Below are 17114 nucleotides of genomic sequence, written 5' to 3' on the forward strand. Positions count from 1 at the left end.
CTCACCCGGCGCTTCGCGCCGACCTCTCCCCGCAAGCGCGGGGCGAGGTGACTTCGAAGGCTACCCCTTCGCCGGCAAATTGGTCCGGATGTGCAGCTCCTTGAGCTGCTTCGGCGTCGCTTCCGACGGCGCGCCCATCAGCAAATCCATGGCCTGCTGGTTCATCGGGAACAGCGAGATCTCGCGCAGATTGTTGGTGCCGCAGAGCAGCATCACAATGCGATCGAGGCCCGCCGCCATGCCGCCATGCGGCGGCGCGCCGTACTGGAACGCACGGTACATGCCGCCGAACCGGTCGATGACCTCCTGCTCGCCATAGCCCGCGATCTCGAACGCCTTCACCATCGCTTCCGGCTTGTGGTTGCGGATGCCGCCCGAGGCGATCTCGTAGCCGTTGCAAACGATGTCGTACTGGAACGCAAAAACACCCAGCGGATCTAGGTTCTGAAGCGCTCCCAGCCCTCCCTGAGGCATGGAAAATGGGTTGTGAGAGAAATCGACCTTCCTCTCTTCCTCGTTATACTCAAACATCGGAAAGTCGATAATCCAAGCGAGTTCAAACCGCTCTTTATCGGTGAGGTTCATTTCGTCACCGATCTTGGTTCGAACGGCACCGGCGAATTTGTGGATATCTTTGGGTATCCCCATTACAAAGAAGACTGCATCCCCGTCCAGAAGACCATTCGGGCGAAGGCTACGATACCGGTTTGCGATCTCTAGCGGGAAGTTCTCGCCAGAAAGTGTCTCCATCGAATTCTGCTCTTCGACGGGTACCGGCAAACGGATAAACTCACCCAACCGCCCATTGAGCTCGCGCATCAACGTTGCGGTTAGTTGAGGGCCGAGGTTCTTCGCGATTGGCCCCGCTCCTGCCACATCGCCGTCACGCCAGAAAATATACCCAAGGCCCGGTTGCCCCTCGCCCTTGGCCCAACTGTCCATGCGATCGCAAAATGCTCGACTACCGGCACCAGGCGCCGGAATCGCCCATATGCGAACTCTCTCATCGCCCGAAATGCCCCGGGCGAAGAGCCCGAAGCCTGAGCCGCGAAAGATATTCGTCACATCATGGATTACCAGCGGATTTCGCAGATCGGGCTTATCCGTGCCGAATGCTCGAATGGAAGCGGTATAGGAAATTTGTGGCCAGCCCCGCGTCACTGGCTTCCCCTTAGCAAACTCCTCGAAAACACCCGTGATAACGGGCTCCATCGCTTCGAAGACATCGCCTTGCTCGACAAAACTCATCTCGACGTCGAGCTGATAGAACTCGCCCGGCAGGCGGTCGGCGCGCGGGTCCTCGTCGCGGAAGCACGGCGCGATCTGGAAGTAGCGGTCGAAGCCCGACATCATCAAGAGCTGCTTGTACTGCTGCGGCGCCTGCGGCAACGCGTAGAACTTGCCGGGATGAATCCGCGACGGCACCAGGAAGTCGCGCGCGCCTTCCGGCGACGATGCGGTGAGGATCGGGGTCTGGAATTCGAAGAAGCCCTGCTCCTTCATCCGCTTGCGCATGGAATCGACCACCGCGCCGCGGGTCATGATGTTCTGGTGCAGCTTCTCGCGACGCAGGTCGAGGAAGCGGTACTTCAGCCGGATGTCCTCAGGATATTCCTGCTCGCCGAACACCGGCAGCGGCAGCTCGGCCGCCGGGCCCAGCACCTCGATCTCCTTGATGTAGATCTCGACCAGGCCGGTCGGCAATTCCGGGTTATCGGTGCCGGCGGGACGACGGCGCACCTTGCCGTCGATCCGCACCACCCATTCGGAGCGGAACTTCTCGACCTCGGCGAACGCCGGCGAGTCCGGATCGGCCACGCACTGGGTGATGCCGTAATGGTCGCGCAGATCGACGAACAGCACGCCGCCATGGTCGCGGACCCGGTGGACCCAGCCTGACAGCCTGGCCGTCTGGTCGATATCGCTCTCTCGGAGCGCGCCGCATGTGTGTGACCGGTAGCGATGCATTTTAGTCCCAAAACTGATGTCGGAGGGTCGAATCGCGACAGGGCCAAAATGCCCTGTCCGAAGTTGCGGAGGGTTTAGCCGACGAGGGCCGGTGCGGCAACCAATGGAACGGTCGGTTTTCGGGTCAAACGGCAGATTTTACGGGCCGACGCCGCCAATCGTTTGCCTATTCGGCCCGCAGGCCTATCTTCGGGATATGACCATCCATTTCCCGTTCCAGAACACCTATTCGGCGCTCCCGGCGAACTTTTTCGCCCGCGTCGCGCCGACCCCGGTGGCAGCCCCCCGGCTGATCAAGCTGAACCGGCCTTTGGCCATCCAGCTCGGGCTCGACCCGGACCTGCTGTCGACCGCGGAGGGCGCCGAAATCCTCGCCGGCAAGCGGCTGCCCGACGGCGCCGACCCGATCGCCATGGCCTATGCCGGCCACCAGTTCGGCCACTTTGTTCCCCAGCTCGGCGACGGCCGCGCCATCCTGCTCGGCGAGGTCATCGACAAGGACGGCGTCCGCCGCGACATCCAGCTGAAAGGCAGTGGCCCGACCCCGTTCTCCCGCCGCGGCGATGGCCGCGCCGCGCTCGGTCCCGTCTTGCGCGAATACATCGTCAGCGAGGCGATGTTCGCGCTGGGCATTCCGACCACCCGGTCGCTGGCCGCGGTCGTCACCGGCGAGCCGGTGATGCGCGAGACCGCGCTGCCCGGCGCGGTGCTAACCCGCGTCGCCGCGAGCCACATCCGCGTCGGCACCTTCCAGTTCTTCGCGGCCCGTGGCGACACCGATGGCGTGCGGGCGCTGGCCGACCATGTCATCGCCCGGCACTATCCCGAGCTGAAGGATGCTGCGCAGCCCTATCACGCCCTGCTCGCCGGCGTCGTGGCGCGGCAGGCGGCGCTGGTTGCGCGCTGGCTTTTAGTCGGCTTCATCCATGGCGTGATGAACACCGACAACACCTCGATCTCGGGCGAGACCATCGATTACGGCCCCTGCGCCTTCCTCGACGCCTACAACCCGGCGCAGGTGTTCTCCTCGATCGACGAGATGGGCCGCTACGCCTATGCCAACCAGCCGCGCATCGCGCTGTGGAATCTGACCCGCCTCGCCGAGTGCCTGCTGCCGCTGTTCGACAGCGAGCAGGAGAAGGCCATCGAGCAGGCGCAATTGATCCTCGGCGAATTCCCGGAAAAATTCACCGCGGCCTATCAGGCCGGGCTGCGCGCCAAGGTCGGCCTGTTCACCGCGCACGACGGCGACGAGGCGCTGATCCAGGACCTGCTCGACGCGATGGCCAAGAACGCGGCCGACTTCACACTGACCTTCCGCCATCTCGGCGACGCCGCCGCCGACGACGCTGTCGATGTCCGCGCGCAGTTCACCGATCCCGCCGCGTTCGACGAATGGGCCGCCCGCTGGCGCGTCCGCCTCGCGCTGGAGCCGCAGAGCGCGGCCGAGCGCAAGGCCGCAATGAATGCCGTCAACCCGGCCTTCATCCCGCGCAACCACCGCATCGAGGCGGTGATTGCGGCCGCCGTCAGCAACGACGACTACGCCCCGTTCGAGGAGCTGCTGACGGTGCTGGCGAAGCCGTACGAAGATCAGCCGCACTACGCGGCATATGCCGAGCCGCCCCTGCCCGAGCAGCTGGTGACGCAGACGTTCTGCGGGACGTAGCTTTGTAGGGCGGATTACGCCGGAGCCTGTCATCGGGCCGCGCTTCGCGCGGACCCGGTGGGCTAATCCGCTCTGCGCACTGCGCTCACACCGTCACGACGATCTTGCCGAACTGCGTGTTCGATTCCAGATAGCGATGCGCGTCGACGATCTCGTCGAACGCAAACGTCCTGGCGATGATCGGCTTCAGCGCGCCGTCGGCAAGCCCGTCGAGCATGAATGCTTTCGCCGCCGCAAGCCGTGCCGGATCCCCGACCACCTCGTGCACGCGGTAGCCGCGCAGGATCAGGCTCTTGCTCAGCACCGTGAACACCGGAAACGGCGTCGGCTCGGAGCTGAGCCCGCCATACTCGATCAGGATGCCGCCGTGCGCCATAGCCGATGTCAGCGGCAGGAAAACCGGGCCGCCGACCGGATCGAGCACGACACGCACGCCGTCGCGGCCCGCGATCTGTTCCAGCCTCGACTGCAGGTCTTCCTCCGCGGACGCGATCACATGCGCGGCGCCGGCGTCGCGCAGCGCCTGCACCTTGGCTGAGGTCCGTGTCACCGCGATCGGGATCGCACCGATGCGATTGGCGATCTGGATCGCGGCGAGCCCGACGCTGCTCGATGCCGCCGTGATCACGACGAACTCGCCACGACCGAGCCGGGCAACATCGATCAAGGCGCCGTACGCCGTGAGATATTGCATCCACACCGCGGCCGCCGCCTCGAACCCCAGCTCCGGCGGATGCTTGACGACCAGCTCGGCCGGGAATGTCGCGAGCTCGGCATAAGCCGGCCACCGCGCCATCGAGATCGGCGGCACGATGCTGACGGCATCACCGGGTGCGAAACCGCTGACGCCCTCGCCGATCGCTTCGACCAGCCCGGCGGCCTCGAGGCCGAGGCCGGACGGCAGCGCCGGCGTCTCGATATAGGTCCCCTTCCGCATCAGGGCTTCGGCACGGTTCAGCCCGAGCGCCTTGATCCGAATCCGGACCTCGCCGCGAGCGGGCAGCGCGATCGCAACATCCTCGATGCGCAGCACCTCGGGACCGCCGATTTGATGAAAACGAACCACGCGCGCCATCGGCAACACTCCAAAACAGTTGATTTGAATGTGCTATGCCAAGGCGATTTCCGCGGAAAACTGGGAGTTTCGAATTGATGGACCGCCTGACCAGCATGGCCGTGTTTCTCAGGGCGGTCGACCTCGGCTCCTTCGCCGCCGCCGCCGAGGCGCTCGAAATGTCCGGCCCCATGGTCGGCAAGCATGTCCGCTTCCTTGAAGAGCGGCTCGGTGTCCGCCTGCTCCACCGCACCACGCGACGGCAGAGCCTGACCGAGTTCGGTCAAGCCTATTACGAACGCTGCCGCACGGTGCTCGCCGAAGCGGATGCCGCCGACGCGCTTGCGGCCGATCAGCTATCGGAGCCGCGCGGGCGGCTGCGGGTGACGATGCCGGCGCTGCTGGGCCGCTACTGCGTGGCACCGCTGCTGCTCAAGCTGGCGCAGAGACATCCCGCGCTCGAGCTCGATCTTTCGTTCGGCGATTCCGTCGCCGATCTGATGGAGGGCGGCTACGACCTTGCGATCAGGACCGGCGATCTCGCCGCGCCGTCCGGCGTGATCGCGCGGCGCATCGCGCGCCAGCGCATGGTGGTGTGCGGCTCGCGCGCCTATTTGAAAGCCCATGGCAGACCGCGCACGCTCGACGAGCTCGGCAAGCATCAGGCGATCAACTACCGCCGCCTGGGCCGCGCGCGACCGTGGCTGTTCCCGCGCGACGGTCAGCCACCGCGCGAGGTGTGGCCGGCCGGGCGGCTCAGGCTCGACGATCTCGAAGCCATCGCCGACGCCGCGGTGCGCGGCATGGGGCTCGCGTGGCTGCCGTCCTGGCTGGTACGCGCGCGCCTCGACAGCGGCGCGCTGGTCCGCGTTCTCGGCAGCGAAGGCGAGCTGCCCTATGACTGCCATGCGCTGTGGCTGCCGACGCCGCGACTGCCGCCAAAGGTCCGCCTTGCGGTGGACGCGCTGGCGACCGCGCTGCCGAAACTCGTGGCGTAGCGCCGCGCCCCCTGATTGGTTTGCAACGATTTCCCGCGCACATCGTTGGCCGGACAACGTGGAACGTGCGGCCTCGTGTCATCGAGGTTCCGTTCCGCTGAGCGGCAGCAGCTCGGGCCGGCAGGGTGCCCGGACAGCCGGTTCCGGCCGCCACCACGCCCGAGTCCCGACACAAGAAAGGTTTCACGATGAAGATCACCAGCTTCAAGGACATGTATGTTGCCGAGCTTCAGGAGCTCGCAAGCGTCGAGGACCAGCTCGCCGTGGCACTGGCGCGGATGGCGGAAGTCGCGTCGCATCCGTCGCTCAAGGATGCGTTCAACCGGCACCACCGCGAGACCATCGTGCAGGGCGAGCGGTTGAAATCGCTGCTGCGCATGCACGGCGCCGATCCGCTGGAGCATACCGACCAGGCCATGCAGGCGCTGATTCACGAAACCGCCAAGATGGTTTCGCTGCTGCCCGACGATTATCTCCGCGATGCCGGCCTGCTCGCCTCGGCGCAGAAGCTCGAGCACTACGAGATCGCCGCCTATGGCAGCGCAGCCGCCCTCGCCGGCCAGCTTGATCTGCGCGACGATCAGCGGCTGCTGCACGACAGCCTCGAGGAAGAACGGCAGGTCGACGCGCTGCTGACGACGCTCGCCAAGGGCGAAATCAACCAGGATGCCCTGGCCGCGTAACGCAGCTCAATCCGCCTGATGCCTCCGACGTGAGCGTTAACTCACCTTCCACCATGCCGGGAGGCCCTCGGCGGTAACCATAAGGCTTAACAGCGCGTCAACGCTCCCCCAACAAGTCTAACTGTTTCTGATGGGGGAGAATGGGTCGTGGACGCATTTGCATTCGAATTCATGGGACTGGCGATGATCGCACTGTGTCTCGTCGTGCTGGCGATGCCCGCGGCGCGCCGGCCGTCGAAGAACATGCGCTACGAGTGAGCCTGCCGGCGGATAATATCCCGCCAAGGCGTCATCGAATCCCGATATGCTGATTGCGATGAGTCCCGGGCCTGGGACGCCAGTCAGGGACTTGACGCCGCTTGAACGACCCGAACGTCCAGCAGCCCGGCACCCCGCCTTCCACCGCGAGCTCCGCACATTCGCCGCTCGAGGTGCTGCTGATCTTCCTCAAGCTCGGCGTCAGCTGCTTTGGCGGCCCGATCGCCCATATCGGATATTTCCGCGACGAGTTCGTCACCCGCCGACGCTGGCTCGACGAGCAGGCCTATGCCGACCTGGTCGCGCTCTGCCAGTTCCTGCCGGGCCCGGCGAGCAGCCAGGTCGGCTTTTCGCTCGGCCTGATGCGCGCCGGCTATCTCGGCGCGCTGGCGGCCTGGACCGGCTTCACGCTGCCGTCGGCGATTGCGCTGGTGCTGTTTGCCTATGGCGCGAGCGGATTGAGCGGCCCGGCCGGCACCGGCCTGGTGCATGGCCTCAAGCTGGTCGCGGTGGCGATCGTGGCGCAGGCGGTCTGGGGCATGGCGCGCGCGCTCTGCCCCGATCGTGAACGCGCATCGATCGCGACGGTGGCCGCCCTCCTCATCCTCACCAGTTCGTCGTCGATCGCGCAGATCGGCGCCATCGTGCTCGGCGCCATCGCAGGGCTTTGGCTGTGCCGCGCGCAACAGGCTAACGGCGTCACGCATATTGCGATGCCGGTGTCGCGCCGCGTTAGCGTCGTGGCACTGATCCTGTTCCTTGCCCTGCTCGCCGGACTGCCGCTCCTTGCCAGCACATGGCCCGGCGTTGGCCTGTTCGAGGCGTTCTACCGCTCCGGCGCGCTGGTGTTCGGCGGCGGGCATGTCGTGCTGCCGCTGCTGCGCGAAGCGGTGGTGACGCCGGGCTGGATCGGCGACGATGCGTTCCTGACCGGATACGGCGCCGCACAGGCGGTGCCGGGCCCGCTGTTCACCTTCGCCGCCTATCTCGGCGCCGTGATCGGCGGCGTGCCCGGCGCGGTCACAGGCCTGATCGGCATCTTCCTGCCGGGCATTCTGGTCCTGCTCGCCGCGCTGCCGTTCTGGGACAGCTTCCGCAAGCAGCCTTCGGCACAGGCGATGATGCGCGGCGTCAATGCCGCCGTGGTCGGCATCCTCGGCGCCGCGCTCTACAATCCGGTGTGGACCAGCAGCGCGCAGCGCCCGCTCGACTTCGGCATCGCGCTGGCGGGCTTCGTGCTGCTGACGGCGTGGCGGGCCCCGCCGCTCGTGGTGGTCGTGCTCAGCGCCGGCGCCGGCATCGCCACCGGGCTCCTGCAATCGTGAACGGCCCTCAGGCGTTTCGCGCGCCGGATTAAGAACGCCTTCACGGCTGCCGGCCAAAATACCGGCCTATGCCAAATGTTTCCAAACATGCGGATCCGGGCCGCGTTCCCGTGCTGGACCTGCTGCGGCTCGCCGCGGTCGGGGCCGTCATCCTGTATCATTACGGCTTCTGGGGCGTGGCATCGCACGGCGCGCAACTGGTCGCGCTGCCCTATCTCGCCCCGGTCGCGCAATACGGCTTCCTCGGCGTCCCCGTGTTCTTCGCGATCTCCGGCTTCGTCATCGCCTATTCGGCCGAGGGCCGCACGCCGGTCGGTTTCGCGATCGCCCGCTTCAGCCGGATCTATCCGACCTTCGTCATCTGCATGACGCTGACCTTCCTGACGACGCTGCTGCTCGGCCAGGCGTATTTCCACGTGAGCTGGCAGCAATGGCTGGCCAACCTGTTCATCGCCGCGCCGATGCTCGGCCAGCCCTACATGGACGATGCCTACTGGTCGCTGGTGATCGAGGTGGTGTTCTACGTCTGGGTCGCGCTGTTCCTGGCCTGGGGCGTCTTCCCGCGGCGGATCGACACCATCATCGCGGCGTGGATCGCCATCACCTTCGCCAACGAGCTGACGCTCGACATCCCGCTGTTCGAGAAACTGTTTATGGCCGACGACAGCGGCTTCTTCGCCGTCGGGCTGCTGATCTACGAGCATTATCGCGGACGGCGCGACACCAGGCTTTACAGCCTGCTGACGCTGGCGATGGGCACGGCGACGTTCCAGGCCGTGCACAAGCTGGAGCGGCTCGGCGTCCACACCCATGGCAGCTTCAATCCCGGCGTCGTCACGGTGATCTGCATCGTCTCGCTCGGCATCGTGTTCGCCGCCACCCGCATCAAGTCGGTGCCGCTGCCGGACAACATCGTCAGGGCCGTCGGCGGCATCACCTATCCGCTTTACCTGCTGCATCTGCAGCTCGGCTACGTGATCCTGTTGCTGATGACGCCGACGCCGAACGCGCTCTCGGCCGCGCTCGTCGTCACCGGCATGGTCGTGCTGGCGTGGCTGGTCTGGCGCTTCCTCGAAGGCCCCGCGCATTATCACGTCAGGGACAAGCTGACGGTGCTCGCCTCGCGACTCGGATGGCCATCGAGTCTTGGCCGCCCCGGCAATGCCTTGCTCACGGACGGTTGATCCCGCCCGATTGGTTGGAACGTCGTTATGCCCTGACCGTTGATCGCCATCTCACCGGACTCCGTCACGATCCGGCGAAGCTCGATCAGCAAGGAGACTCGACATGGCCAGTGCGACAGATCGTGATCCGCGCCATCATACGCAGAAGATGCAGAAGGCGCTCAAGGACATCCGCACCCACCTCCGCGAAGACATCGAGAAAGTTGACGAGCCGCAGTTGAAGGCGATGTTCGAAACATCGGCCGAGGTTCTCGGCGGCCTCGAGAAGGCATTCAAGGACTACGAGCAGAAGAACGAGAAAGCCTGGCGTTGACGGGCTCGGTGGCAAGAACGCGCCGATCGCCGCCCCTCAACGCCCGACCAACGGACACTTGCTCTCCTCGAGCGAGCGAAATGCCTCGTCAGGCTTGATCGTGGTGACGAGCTTGACCAGGTCCCATGGCCCTTTGGACTCCGCTGGTGTCTTGACCTGCACGAGATAGAGGTCGTGCACCATGCGCTGGTCGGCGCGGATCGCCCCCTGTGGCGTATAGGCATCCGACACCGTCGTCGCCTTCATCTTCGCCATCACGACTTCCCCGTCGTCGGAATCCGTGTCCTTCACCGCCTGCAGATAATGCCGGACGGCCGAATAGACCCCGGCCTGGATCTGCGAGGGCATCGCCTTGCGGCGGGCGAAGAACGCGTCGGCCCATTTGCGCGCTGCCGGCGTCACATCCTCGAAGAAGCTGGTCGCGATCAGGTCGCCCTGCGTGACCGAAAGCCCGGCAGCGACGATGTCGATGTTCTGGAACGTCATCGGCACCACCGCGATGCCCTGCTGCGCAAAGCCGAACTCCTGCGCCTGCTTCATGATCGTCACATTGTCGCCGGCGGCGTTGAGCGCCAGCACCTTGGCGCCGCTGGCCTGCGCCTGCAGCAGGAAGGAGGCGAAATCAGCCGTGTTGAGCGCGGTCTTGACGCTGCCGGCGACCTTCACCCCGAGCTTGTCGAGCTTGGTCCGCGCGATCGCCTCCACCGCGTGCCCGAACGCATAGTCCGCGGTGATGAAGAACCAGGAGCCCTGCACGGTCTTCGACACGCCGGCTACGACCGCATTGGCAGTCGAGGACGCATCGTGTGTCCACTGCACGCTGGTCGGGGCGCAGGCCTTGTCCGTGAGTTCGACGGCGCCGGCGCCCGAGATCAGCAACACCCGCTTGTTCTCGCGCACCAGTTCCTGCACGGCGAGCGCCGCGCCGGAGCTGCCGCCATCGGCGATGGCCTGCACGCCCTCGCGGTCGAACCAGCGCCGTGCGATCGCCGACGCCACGTCGGCCTTGTTCTGGTGGTCGGCCTGCAGGATCTCGATCGGCTTGCCATTGATCTTGCCGCCGAAATCTTCCGCCGCCATCCGCGCCGCCTCCACCGAGCCAGGCCCCATCGCGGTGGCGAAGATGCCGCTCATGTCGGTCAGCACGCCGATGCGGATCGCGTCGCCCCTGATCTCGGCGGACGCGCTGCCCGACAGCGTCACGGCAGCGATGAGCGGCAGCGTCACGTCAAGCAGCCATCGCACGGTCAGGCTTCGCCTTCCGGCCATCAATACCTCCCCTGCTTCATGTTCGCTCGATGGACGCGCCGCGCCCCGTCATGGCGTCGAGCCAGGGACAGTCCGGCATCGGCGCTCGCACCCCGCGTGCGGCTGCCGAGAGCCGCATCTCGCGCAGGCGTTCGCGGCCTTCCGGCTCCATGTAGAGCCGATCGTGGCCCCAGAAACTCGGGCCGTCGAAGGTTTCATGCGGTTGCCAGGCGGCAGGATCGATGACGCGGCCGCCCCAGCCATATTCGACGAAGAAGCCGGACGGCGTCGTGGCGTAGAACGAGGTCACGAAATCGTTGGTGTGACGCCCGAGCGTGAAGGCGATCCGTCCCTCGTCGAGCTGCGCCAGATCGTAGCCCTGCCCGACGTCGTCGAGGCTGTAAAGTTCGACCATGAAATGATGCAGCCCGCGCCGGCCCGAGCCGACCATCGCAAAGCTGTGATGACGGCCGTTGACGTGGAAGAAGTACAGCTTGTACGGCGTCAACCCGAAGTCGCTGACCTTGAAGCCGAGCAGATCGCGATAGAACGGCAGCAGCGGTTCGACATCCTCGACATTCAGCACGACATGGCCCATGCCGAGCGGCCCGGTCTTGAATCCCGAAATCGGCCGCGCCGGCACAAACGGCGCGTCCGCGATCGCAGGCCCGTGGAAGACCTCCAGCGGATTGCCGGCGGGGTCGCGGAAGGCGATGAGGTCGGCAACGTGCCGCTCGTCCGCGAGCTGACGGGTGCCGCGACGCACCGCGGTACCGTGCCGCTCCAGCCGTGCCGCAAGCCGCTCGAGCGCGGCCGCATCGGCGACCTCCCATCCAAAGAAGCCGGCAGCATCGCCCTCGCGATCGCTCACCACGAGGCGCTGTGTGCGGTCGTCCATCCGGAATGCGCGCGTGCCGCCACCACGATCGATCGGCTGCATGCCGAGCAGCCTGGTTGCAAAGCCGGTCCAGTCCTCGAGCCGTTGCGACTGGATGCCGATGTAGCCGAGCGCGTTGATTTCGGCATTGCTTTCCATTGGCTTCCTCCGTCCCTGTCAGGCGGCTTCCGCCACCACCGGATTGCGCAACACGCCAATCCCCGAAATCTCGACCTCGGCAACGTCGCCGGGCTTCATCCAGAGCGGCGGGTTGCGCTTTGCGCCGACGCCGCCCGGCGTGCCCGACACGATCACGTCGCCGGGCAGCAGCGGCAGGATGGTGGAGATGTAGGCGATCAGGCCCGGGATATCGGTGATCAGGAGGTCCGTCGTGGTGTGCTGAACCACCTGTCCGTTGATCCGCGTCGTGAGCGTGAGCTTCGATGGATCGGCAATCTCGTCGCTCGTCACCATCCACGGCCCGAACGCGCCCGTGCCTGCGAAGGTCTTGCCGGAGAGGAACTGGCTGGTGTGTCGCTGCCAGTCGCGGATGCTGCCCTCATTGTAGCAGGCGTAGCCCGCGACATGCGTCAGCGCCGCGTCCCGCGCGATGTGCCGTCCTCCCTTGCCGATGATGACGGCCAGCTCGCCCTCGTAGTCGAACTCATCAGACACCGTAGGTTTCACCAGGGGTGCAAGATGACCGATCTGGCTGCCGGCGTAGCGCGCGAACAGCGCAGGCTTCTCTGTGACCGTGCGGCCGGTCTCGGCGACGTGGTCGCGGTAGTTGAGGCCGACGCAGATGATCTTGTCGGGGTTTGGGATCACCGGATCGAAGGCGACTGCACTCAAGGCGAGGTCGGGCATCGATGCCTTGGCAAGCTCCGCAGCCTCGCCAAGCAATCCTTCCGCCAGCAGATCTCGCAAGGTTGGCGCACGATCGCCAAATGCGGTCGACAACACGACGATGCCGCCATCGACGACACATCCGTATCCGCGTCCGTCAGCAGTCGAGAACGATACGAGCTTCATCCAAATCCTCCTGGTTCATGCTGTCGACCAGCGCCGACAATTCCTCTGGGGTCTTCGCCAGTCCGACGATGTATCGATCGGGCCGGACCAGCGCGGCGTTCGCGTCCACGCTGTCGAGCCAGTCGTTCAGCGGACCTTGGCCGTCGCTGACCAGGACGATGCCGTGTTGGCAGCAGCGCTCATGCATCGCGATATCCAGTCCGTCCAGAAACTCCGGCCGCGCGAGCGCGGCAAAACGATAGCCGACGTGATCGTCGAGCCGGCGCCCGCTCGACAGCTTCGGCTGCGGGACCGGCGTGCCCGCCACGGTGCACCCATGCCTGAACAGACCCGGCCCAAGCCGCGGCTTGATGGTCGCCATCCGTCGCGGTTCTGCGCCCACCTCCCGGCCCTCGATGCGCGTCGCGTTGATCAGGCTTCCGAGCCGGACCGCGAGTTCGATATATTCGCGGACGTGGGGATACCGTTCGCTCTGGTAGCTGTTCAGCAAGACGTCGCTCGCCTCGCCGCGGATCACGCGTCCGAGCTTCCAGGCAAGATTGGCCACATCGCGAATGCCCGCACACATCCCCTGCCCGAGAAACGGCGGGGTCTGGTGCGCGGCATCGCCGGCGATCAGGAGACGCTTCCGGCGCCAGCTCGATGCAATGACCGAATGAAAGCTGTAGGACGCCGCACGCTCCAGATCGGCGTCGTCGGGGGTGATCCAGCGCGCCAGCAGCTTCCAGACATTCTCCGGATCGGTGATCCGCTGTACATCGTCATCCGGCATGATCGCAATTTCCCAGCGTCGCCGATCGCCGACGCTGCGGACATAGGTCGCCGGACGGCGGGCGTCGCAAAACTGCACGCTGTAGTCGCCGAGCTCGGGTTTCGGCCGCTTCAGGATCGCGTCGATCACCAGCCAGCGCTCGTGAAAGCCAAGATCGTCCAGCTCCGAACCGATCAGCCGCCGGACCAGCGAGCGAGCGCCGTCGCAGCCGACGACATAGCGCGCTTTCGCTTCCTCGAGCTTGCCGTTGGCAAGGCTTTCAAAGCGGATCGCGACGTGATCGCTGCGTTGATCGATTGCGAAGGCGTCGGCGCGCAAGCGGATGTCGACCGATGTGTGGGCGCGCGCACCGGCGCGAAGCACCCGTTCGAGGTCGGGCTGATGAAAGCGATAGCTCGTGTGCCATCCGGTTGGGCCGATTTGCAGCGGCCGCGACCAGTCGAGGAACAGCTTGCCGTCGCCGTCGATGAAATGCATGCCTGGCGAGACGTGGGTGAACGGCAATATCTGGTCTGCCAGACCGATGGCCTGGAAGACGCGCATGACCTCGTCGTCGAAATGCACGGCCCGCGGCAGCGCGTAAGGTGCGGCCTCGCGATCGAGCGCGATCACGCTGAGCCCCTCCAACGCCAGCAGGTTGGCCAAGGTCGCACCCACCGGGCCGAACCCGACGATTGCGACGTCATAAAGCCCGCTGACGCGTTGCGGCCCGTCCATGCGTTTCCCCTTTCCGTTGCGATAAGGCTTGCCACCCGGTCACGGACCGTGCAACGACGACGGCAGTTCTGTTCACCAGGTGAACACACCATGGACGTCAAACCGATCCGCGCGCTCGGCCGGGGCCTCGCCGTCCTCGCCGCGCTGAACCGCCACGCCTCTGCCAGCGCGCTGACGCTGGCGCGGGAGACCGGCCTGCCGCGGGCCACGGTCTATCGCTCGCTGAAAACCCTGATCGACGCCGGCTACGTCATGCAGAGCCGTTCCGACGACCGGTTCACCTTGCTCCTGAAAGTGCGCGAACTCTCCGACGGGTTCGAGGACGAGCAATGGCTGGGGGCGGCGGCGGCACCCGTGATCTTCGATCTCACCCGCAAGATCCTCTGGCCGTGCGACGTCACGACGCTCGAAGGCGCAACAATGGTGGTCCGAGAGTCCACGCATCGCTTCGCACCGATGTCGATCGACCGGCGCATGGTCGGCGTACGCATTCCATTGCTCGCCAGTTCCGCCGGTCTCGCCTACCTCGCATTCACCACCGCGCGCGAGCGCGCACTGCTGCTCGATCTGCTCGAGACGTCAGGCGAACTGACCGAGCGCGCCGCAACGGAGAAGCAGTTGCAGAGCGTCCGTCGCCGCGGCTACGCCGTGCGCCAGGGCGGCCGCATCTGGCCTCACACCGGCACGATCGCGATGCCGATCCGCCGCGACCGGCACGTGATCGGTTGCGCCTCGATCATCTGGATGACCAAGGCGCTGACCGCGACGGAAGGAATCGCGCGCTGCCAGGCCCCGCTGCGCGACGCCATCCGCGCCATCGAGGCCCGGCTGCGCGCGTTGTAGGCGCCGACCTTCCGATTTGCAGAATTTAACTTGACATCCGACCCAACTCAGATGTTTAATGCGTCCGTCTCGCCCGACACGAGGGGCGCTTCGCGGTCGTCACGAACGCGGGTCGAGATGCGGTGGACGCTGCGCGTGGCCTGACGAGAGCACGCAAGGCGGACGGCGAAGTCGTGCAGGCCTGACGCCCTAGCGGTAGGTGTCTTTTCGGATTGCGCAATGCGCGTCGCGAAGACGGTGACAACAAAGCCAAGTCTCGCCGGGGAGAGCACGTATAAGCCGTAACCCATCGCGCAGGGAAGGCCGGGTTGTTCCCGGTTACACCTGTGGTCCTACCCCCGTGCTTACTACCCATTGCACGGGGCCCATGGGTGCGATCGGCACCCGGCTTTCCCTGCGCCCTCACCAACCGAGAGGGTGGAACGAACAGCAAGACTCGGACAAATCATGTCGCGAGAATGCGATGTTATGATTCACAGCTCGCGCAACAAACTCATTGTCGTCCCGGCGAAGGCCGGGACCCATTACCCCAAAAGCGAATTGTTGCGCGACGCTGGTGCCACAGCCCTCGTCACCAACACAACCCTGTGGTTATGGGTCCCGGCCTCCGTGCGCAATTGCGCACTAGGCCGGGACGATACCGAATTGTGGTGCGAGCACGCGAAGCTGTCTCCCACCTCAGCTGTCATCGCCCGGTCAAGCCGGGCGATGAGACCGATGCTGGGTTGGCTAACGGTACCGATCGCGCGACCATCCTCATCGTCGTCCCGGCGAAAGCCGGCAGAACCGACGAATTCCCGGCACGACCAAGCGGAAAACGCCCTCGAATCACGCCCAATCAATTGAAAAATGCCGTGTCCCTTACCCCATGCAGGGCCAAAATCCCTGCAAGACCCTTGACATAGCTGCACTTTCGGCAGAACGCGTGGGGTCAAGCCGTCATGGACTGTTCATGGATCTGATTAGCACGACCTCCGACCTCGCCGCCGCCTGCGACCGGCTCGCCAAACATAAGGTCATCACCGTCGACACCGAGTTCCTGCGGGAGACGACCTATTATCCCCTGCTCTGCGTCGTGCAGATGGCAAGCGCGGACGAAGCCGTCGTGGTCGACGCGCTCGCGCCCGGCATCGACCTCAAGCCGTTCTTCGAGCTGATGTCGAACGAAGCCGTGCTGAAGGTTTTCCACGCCGCGCGGCAGGACATCGAAATCGTCTGGCACCTCTCCGGCACCATCCCGCATCCGATCTTCGACACCCAGGTCGCCGCCATGGTGCTCGGCTATGGCGACAGCATCGCCTACGACCAGCTGGTCGATCGCGTCACCGGCCACCGCCCCGACAAGACGCATCGCTTCACCGACTGGTCGCGCCGTCCGCTGAGCGAGGAGCAGCTGCACTACGCCGTCTCCGACGTCACCCATCTGCGCGAGGTGTTCGCCGCGCTCGATGCCGATTTGCGGAAGCGCAACCGCAGCGACTGGGTGAGCGAGGAGATGGAGGTCCTGACCTCGCCGAAGACCTACGACTTCCATCCCGAGCGCGCCTGGGAGCGGCTCAAGACCCGCGTCCGCAAGCCGCGCGAGCTTGCGGTTTTGATCGAGGTCGCGGCCTGGCGCGAGCAGGAGGCGCAGAGCCGCGACGTGCCGCGCTCGCGCGTGCTCAAGGACGATGCGGTCGGCGATATCGCCACCCATGCGCCGACCTCACTCGACAAGCTCGGCAACCTGCGCTCGCTGCCGAAGGGTTTCGAGCGCTCGAAATGGGGTGCCGATATCATTGCCGCGGTGCAGCGCGGGCTGGCGCGCGATCAGGCCACGCTGCCCAAGCTGGAAAAGCCGCGCAACAATTCCAATGGCGCTGCGACCGTCGAGCTGCTGAAGGTGCTGCTGCGCATGACCTCGGAGCGCCACGGCGTCGCCAGCAAGGTGATCGCCACCGTCGACGATCTCGAGCAGATCGCGGCCAGCGACCACGCCGAGGTCGGCGCCCTGCATGGCTGGCGGCGCGAATTGTTCGGCGAGGCCGCGCTGAAGCTCAAGCACGGCCAGCTCGCGCTGGCGATCGACAAGGGCCGCGTGGTGCGGGTCGATCGGGGCTAGCGCACGCCGCGCTGCGCGCACCAGGTTCCACCGGCACTCGGCCAGTGACCGAACGCTCCGCGGCGTTCGACC

General features: G+C 65.7%; 14 protein-coding genes. 8 read left to right on the plus strand and 6 right to left on the minus strand.

Features of this window, described 5'->3' with window-relative positions; genetic code table 11:
• Positions 1 to 60: 60 nt before the first annotated feature.
• Positions 61 to 1968 (minus strand): aspartate--tRNA ligase, encoded by a 1908-nt coding sequence (gene aspS / locus ACVIW0_RS21125; RefSeq protein ID WP_461354076.1) that lies wholly within the window; start codon positions 1966 to 1968, stop codon positions 61 to 63.
• A 196-nt stretch (positions 1969 to 2164) separates the two neighbouring features.
• Between aspS and ACVIW0_RS21130 the strand changes: the two genes are divergently transcribed.
• Positions 2165 to 3637 (plus strand): protein adenylyltransferase SelO, encoded by a 1473-nt coding sequence (locus ACVIW0_RS21130; protein ID WP_461354077.1) that lies wholly within the window; start codon positions 2165 to 2167, stop codon positions 3635 to 3637.
• 85 nt (positions 3638 to 3722) lie between these two features.
• Here ACVIW0_RS21130 and ACVIW0_RS21135 read toward each other — a convergent pair whose 3' ends face one another.
• Positions 3723 to 4712 (minus strand): zinc-dependent alcohol dehydrogenase family protein, encoded by a 990-nt coding sequence (locus ACVIW0_RS21135; RefSeq protein WP_461354078.1) that lies wholly within the window; start codon positions 4710 to 4712, stop codon positions 3723 to 3725.
• 77 nt (positions 4713 to 4789) lie between these two features.
• Here ACVIW0_RS21135 and ACVIW0_RS21140 point away from each other — a divergent pair, with 77 nt between their 5' ends.
• The 5 genes from ACVIW0_RS21140 to ACVIW0_RS21160 all read left to right on the plus strand — a co-directional run bounded on the left by ACVIW0_RS21140 (position 4790) and on the right by ACVIW0_RS21160 (position 9452).
• On the plus strand, positions 4790 to 5689 hold the full coding sequence (locus ACVIW0_RS21140; protein WP_461354079.1) for a LysR family transcriptional regulator: 900 nt from the start codon (positions 4790 to 4792) through the stop codon (positions 5687 to 5689).
• Between the two features lie 188 nt (positions 5690 to 5877).
• On the plus strand, positions 5878 to 6372 hold the full coding sequence (locus ACVIW0_RS21145; protein ID WP_461354080.1) for a YciE/YciF ferroxidase family protein: 495 nt from the start codon (positions 5878 to 5880) through the stop codon (positions 6370 to 6372).
• Positions 6373 to 6731: 359 nt separating this feature from the next.
• A complete protein-coding gene (gene chrA, locus ACVIW0_RS21150) occupies positions 6732 to 7955 on the plus strand; it encodes a chromate efflux transporter (RefSeq protein ID WP_461354081.1) in 1224 nt (407 codons plus the stop codon).
• 68 nt (positions 7956 to 8023) lie between these two features.
• A complete protein-coding gene (locus tag ACVIW0_RS21155; RefSeq protein ID WP_461354082.1) occupies positions 8024 to 9139 on the plus strand; it encodes an acyltransferase family protein in 1116 nt (371 codons plus the stop codon).
• A 103-nt stretch (positions 9140 to 9242) separates the two neighbouring features.
• On the plus strand, positions 9243 to 9452 hold the full coding sequence (locus tag ACVIW0_RS21160) for a hypothetical protein (RefSeq protein WP_456755157.1): 210 nt from the start codon (positions 9243 to 9245) through the stop codon (positions 9450 to 9452).
• Between the two features lie 36 nt (positions 9453 to 9488).
• Here the strand turns inward: ACVIW0_RS21160 and ACVIW0_RS21165 are convergent, their stop codons facing one another.
• The 4 genes from ACVIW0_RS21165 to mhpA are packed head-to-tail and all read right to left on the minus strand — an operon-like array spanning position 9489 to position 14098.
• Entirely contained in the window at positions 9489 to 10721 is a 1233-nt protein-coding gene (locus ACVIW0_RS21165) for an ABC transporter substrate-binding protein (protein WP_461354083.1), read from the minus strand.
• Between the two features lie 16 nt (positions 10722 to 10737).
• The gene (locus tag ACVIW0_RS21170) at positions 10738 to 11736 is read right to left on the minus strand and encodes a VOC family protein (RefSeq protein ID WP_461354084.1); all 999 of its coding nucleotides are present in this window, start codon (positions 11734 to 11736) and stop codon (positions 10738 to 10740) included.
• An 18-nt stretch (positions 11737 to 11754) separates the two neighbouring features.
• Positions 11755 to 12609, minus strand: a complete 855-nt coding sequence (locus tag ACVIW0_RS21175) for a fumarylacetoacetate hydrolase family protein (protein WP_461354085.1) — start codon at positions 12607 to 12609, stop codon at positions 11755 to 11757.
• Positions 12581 to 14098 carry a bifunctional 3-(3-hydroxy-phenyl)propionate/3-hydroxycinnamic acid hydroxylase MhpA gene (mhpA, locus tag ACVIW0_RS21180; protein WP_461354086.1) on the minus strand — a complete coding sequence of 506 codons (1518 nt, stop codon included), beginning with the start codon at positions 14096 to 14098 and terminating at the stop codon, positions 12581 to 12583. Before mhpA ends, ACVIW0_RS21175 begins: the two co-directional genes overlap by 29 nt.
• 90 nt (positions 14099 to 14188) lie before the next feature.
• Between mhpA and ACVIW0_RS21185 the strand changes: the two genes are divergently transcribed.
• Together ACVIW0_RS21185 and rnd are read left to right on the plus strand one after the other, a co-directional pair.
• Positions 14189 to 14941: a helix-turn-helix domain-containing protein gene (locus ACVIW0_RS21185; RefSeq protein ID WP_461354087.1), complete on the plus strand. Its 753-nt coding sequence runs from the start codon at positions 14189 to 14191 to the stop codon at positions 14939 to 14941.
• Positions 14942 to 15893: 952 nt separating this feature from the next.
• Positions 15894 to 17042: a ribonuclease D gene (gene rnd, locus ACVIW0_RS21190; protein WP_461354088.1), complete on the plus strand. Its 1149-nt coding sequence runs from the start codon at positions 15894 to 15896 to the stop codon at positions 17040 to 17042.
• Positions 17043 to 17114 lie beyond the last annotated feature (72 nt).

It is taken from the genome of Bradyrhizobium sp. USDA 4454 (genome assembly GCF_054822705.1).

Bases quoted from the DNA above. Each gene is read 5' to 3' on its own strand.
- ACVIW0_RS21170 (WP_461354084.1), bottom strand. From the start codon at position 11,736: ATGGAAAGCAATGCCGAAATCAACGCGCTCGGCTACATCGGCATCCAG.
- ACVIW0_RS21135 (WP_461354078.1), bottom strand. From the start codon at position 4,712: ATGGCGCGCGTGGTTCGTTTTCATCAAATCGGCGGTCCCGAGGTGCTG.
- aspS (WP_461354076.1), bottom strand. From the start codon at position 1,968: ATGCATCGCTACCGGTCACACACATGCGGCGCGCTCCGAGAGAGCGAT.
- ACVIW0_RS21155 (WP_461354082.1), top strand. From the start codon at position 8,024: ATGCCAAATGTTTCCAAACATGCGGATCCGGGCCGCGTTCCCGTGCTG.
- ACVIW0_RS21185 (WP_461354087.1), top strand. From the start codon at position 14,189: ATGGACGTCAAACCGATCCGCGCGCTCGGCCGGGGCCTCGCCGTCCTC.
- rnd (WP_461354088.1), top strand. From the start codon at position 15,894: ATGGATCTGATTAGCACGACCTCCGACCTCGCCGCCGCCTGCGACCGG.
- ACVIW0_RS21160 (WP_456755157.1), top strand. From the start codon at position 9,243: ATGGCCAGTGCGACAGATCGTGATCCGCGCCATCATACGCAGAAGATG.
- ACVIW0_RS21145 (WP_461354080.1), top strand. From the start codon at position 5,878: ATGAAGATCACCAGCTTCAAGGACATGTATGTTGCCGAGCTTCAGGAG.
- ACVIW0_RS21140 (WP_461354079.1), top strand. From the start codon at position 4,790: ATGGACCGCCTGACCAGCATGGCCGTGTTTCTCAGGGCGGTCGACCTC.
- ACVIW0_RS21175 (WP_461354085.1), bottom strand. From the start codon at position 12,609: ATGAAGCTCGTATCGTTCTCGACTGCTGACGGACGCGGATACGGATGT.
- ACVIW0_RS21165 (WP_461354083.1), bottom strand. From the start codon at position 10,721: ATGGCCGGAAGGCGAAGCCTGACCGTGCGATGGCTGCTTGACGTGACG.
- mhpA (WP_461354086.1), bottom strand. From the start codon at position 14,098: ATGGACGGGCCGCAACGCGTCAGCGGGCTTTATGACGTCGCAATCGTC.
- ACVIW0_RS21130 (WP_461354077.1), top strand. From the start codon at position 2,165: ATGACCATCCATTTCCCGTTCCAGAACACCTATTCGGCGCTCCCGGCG.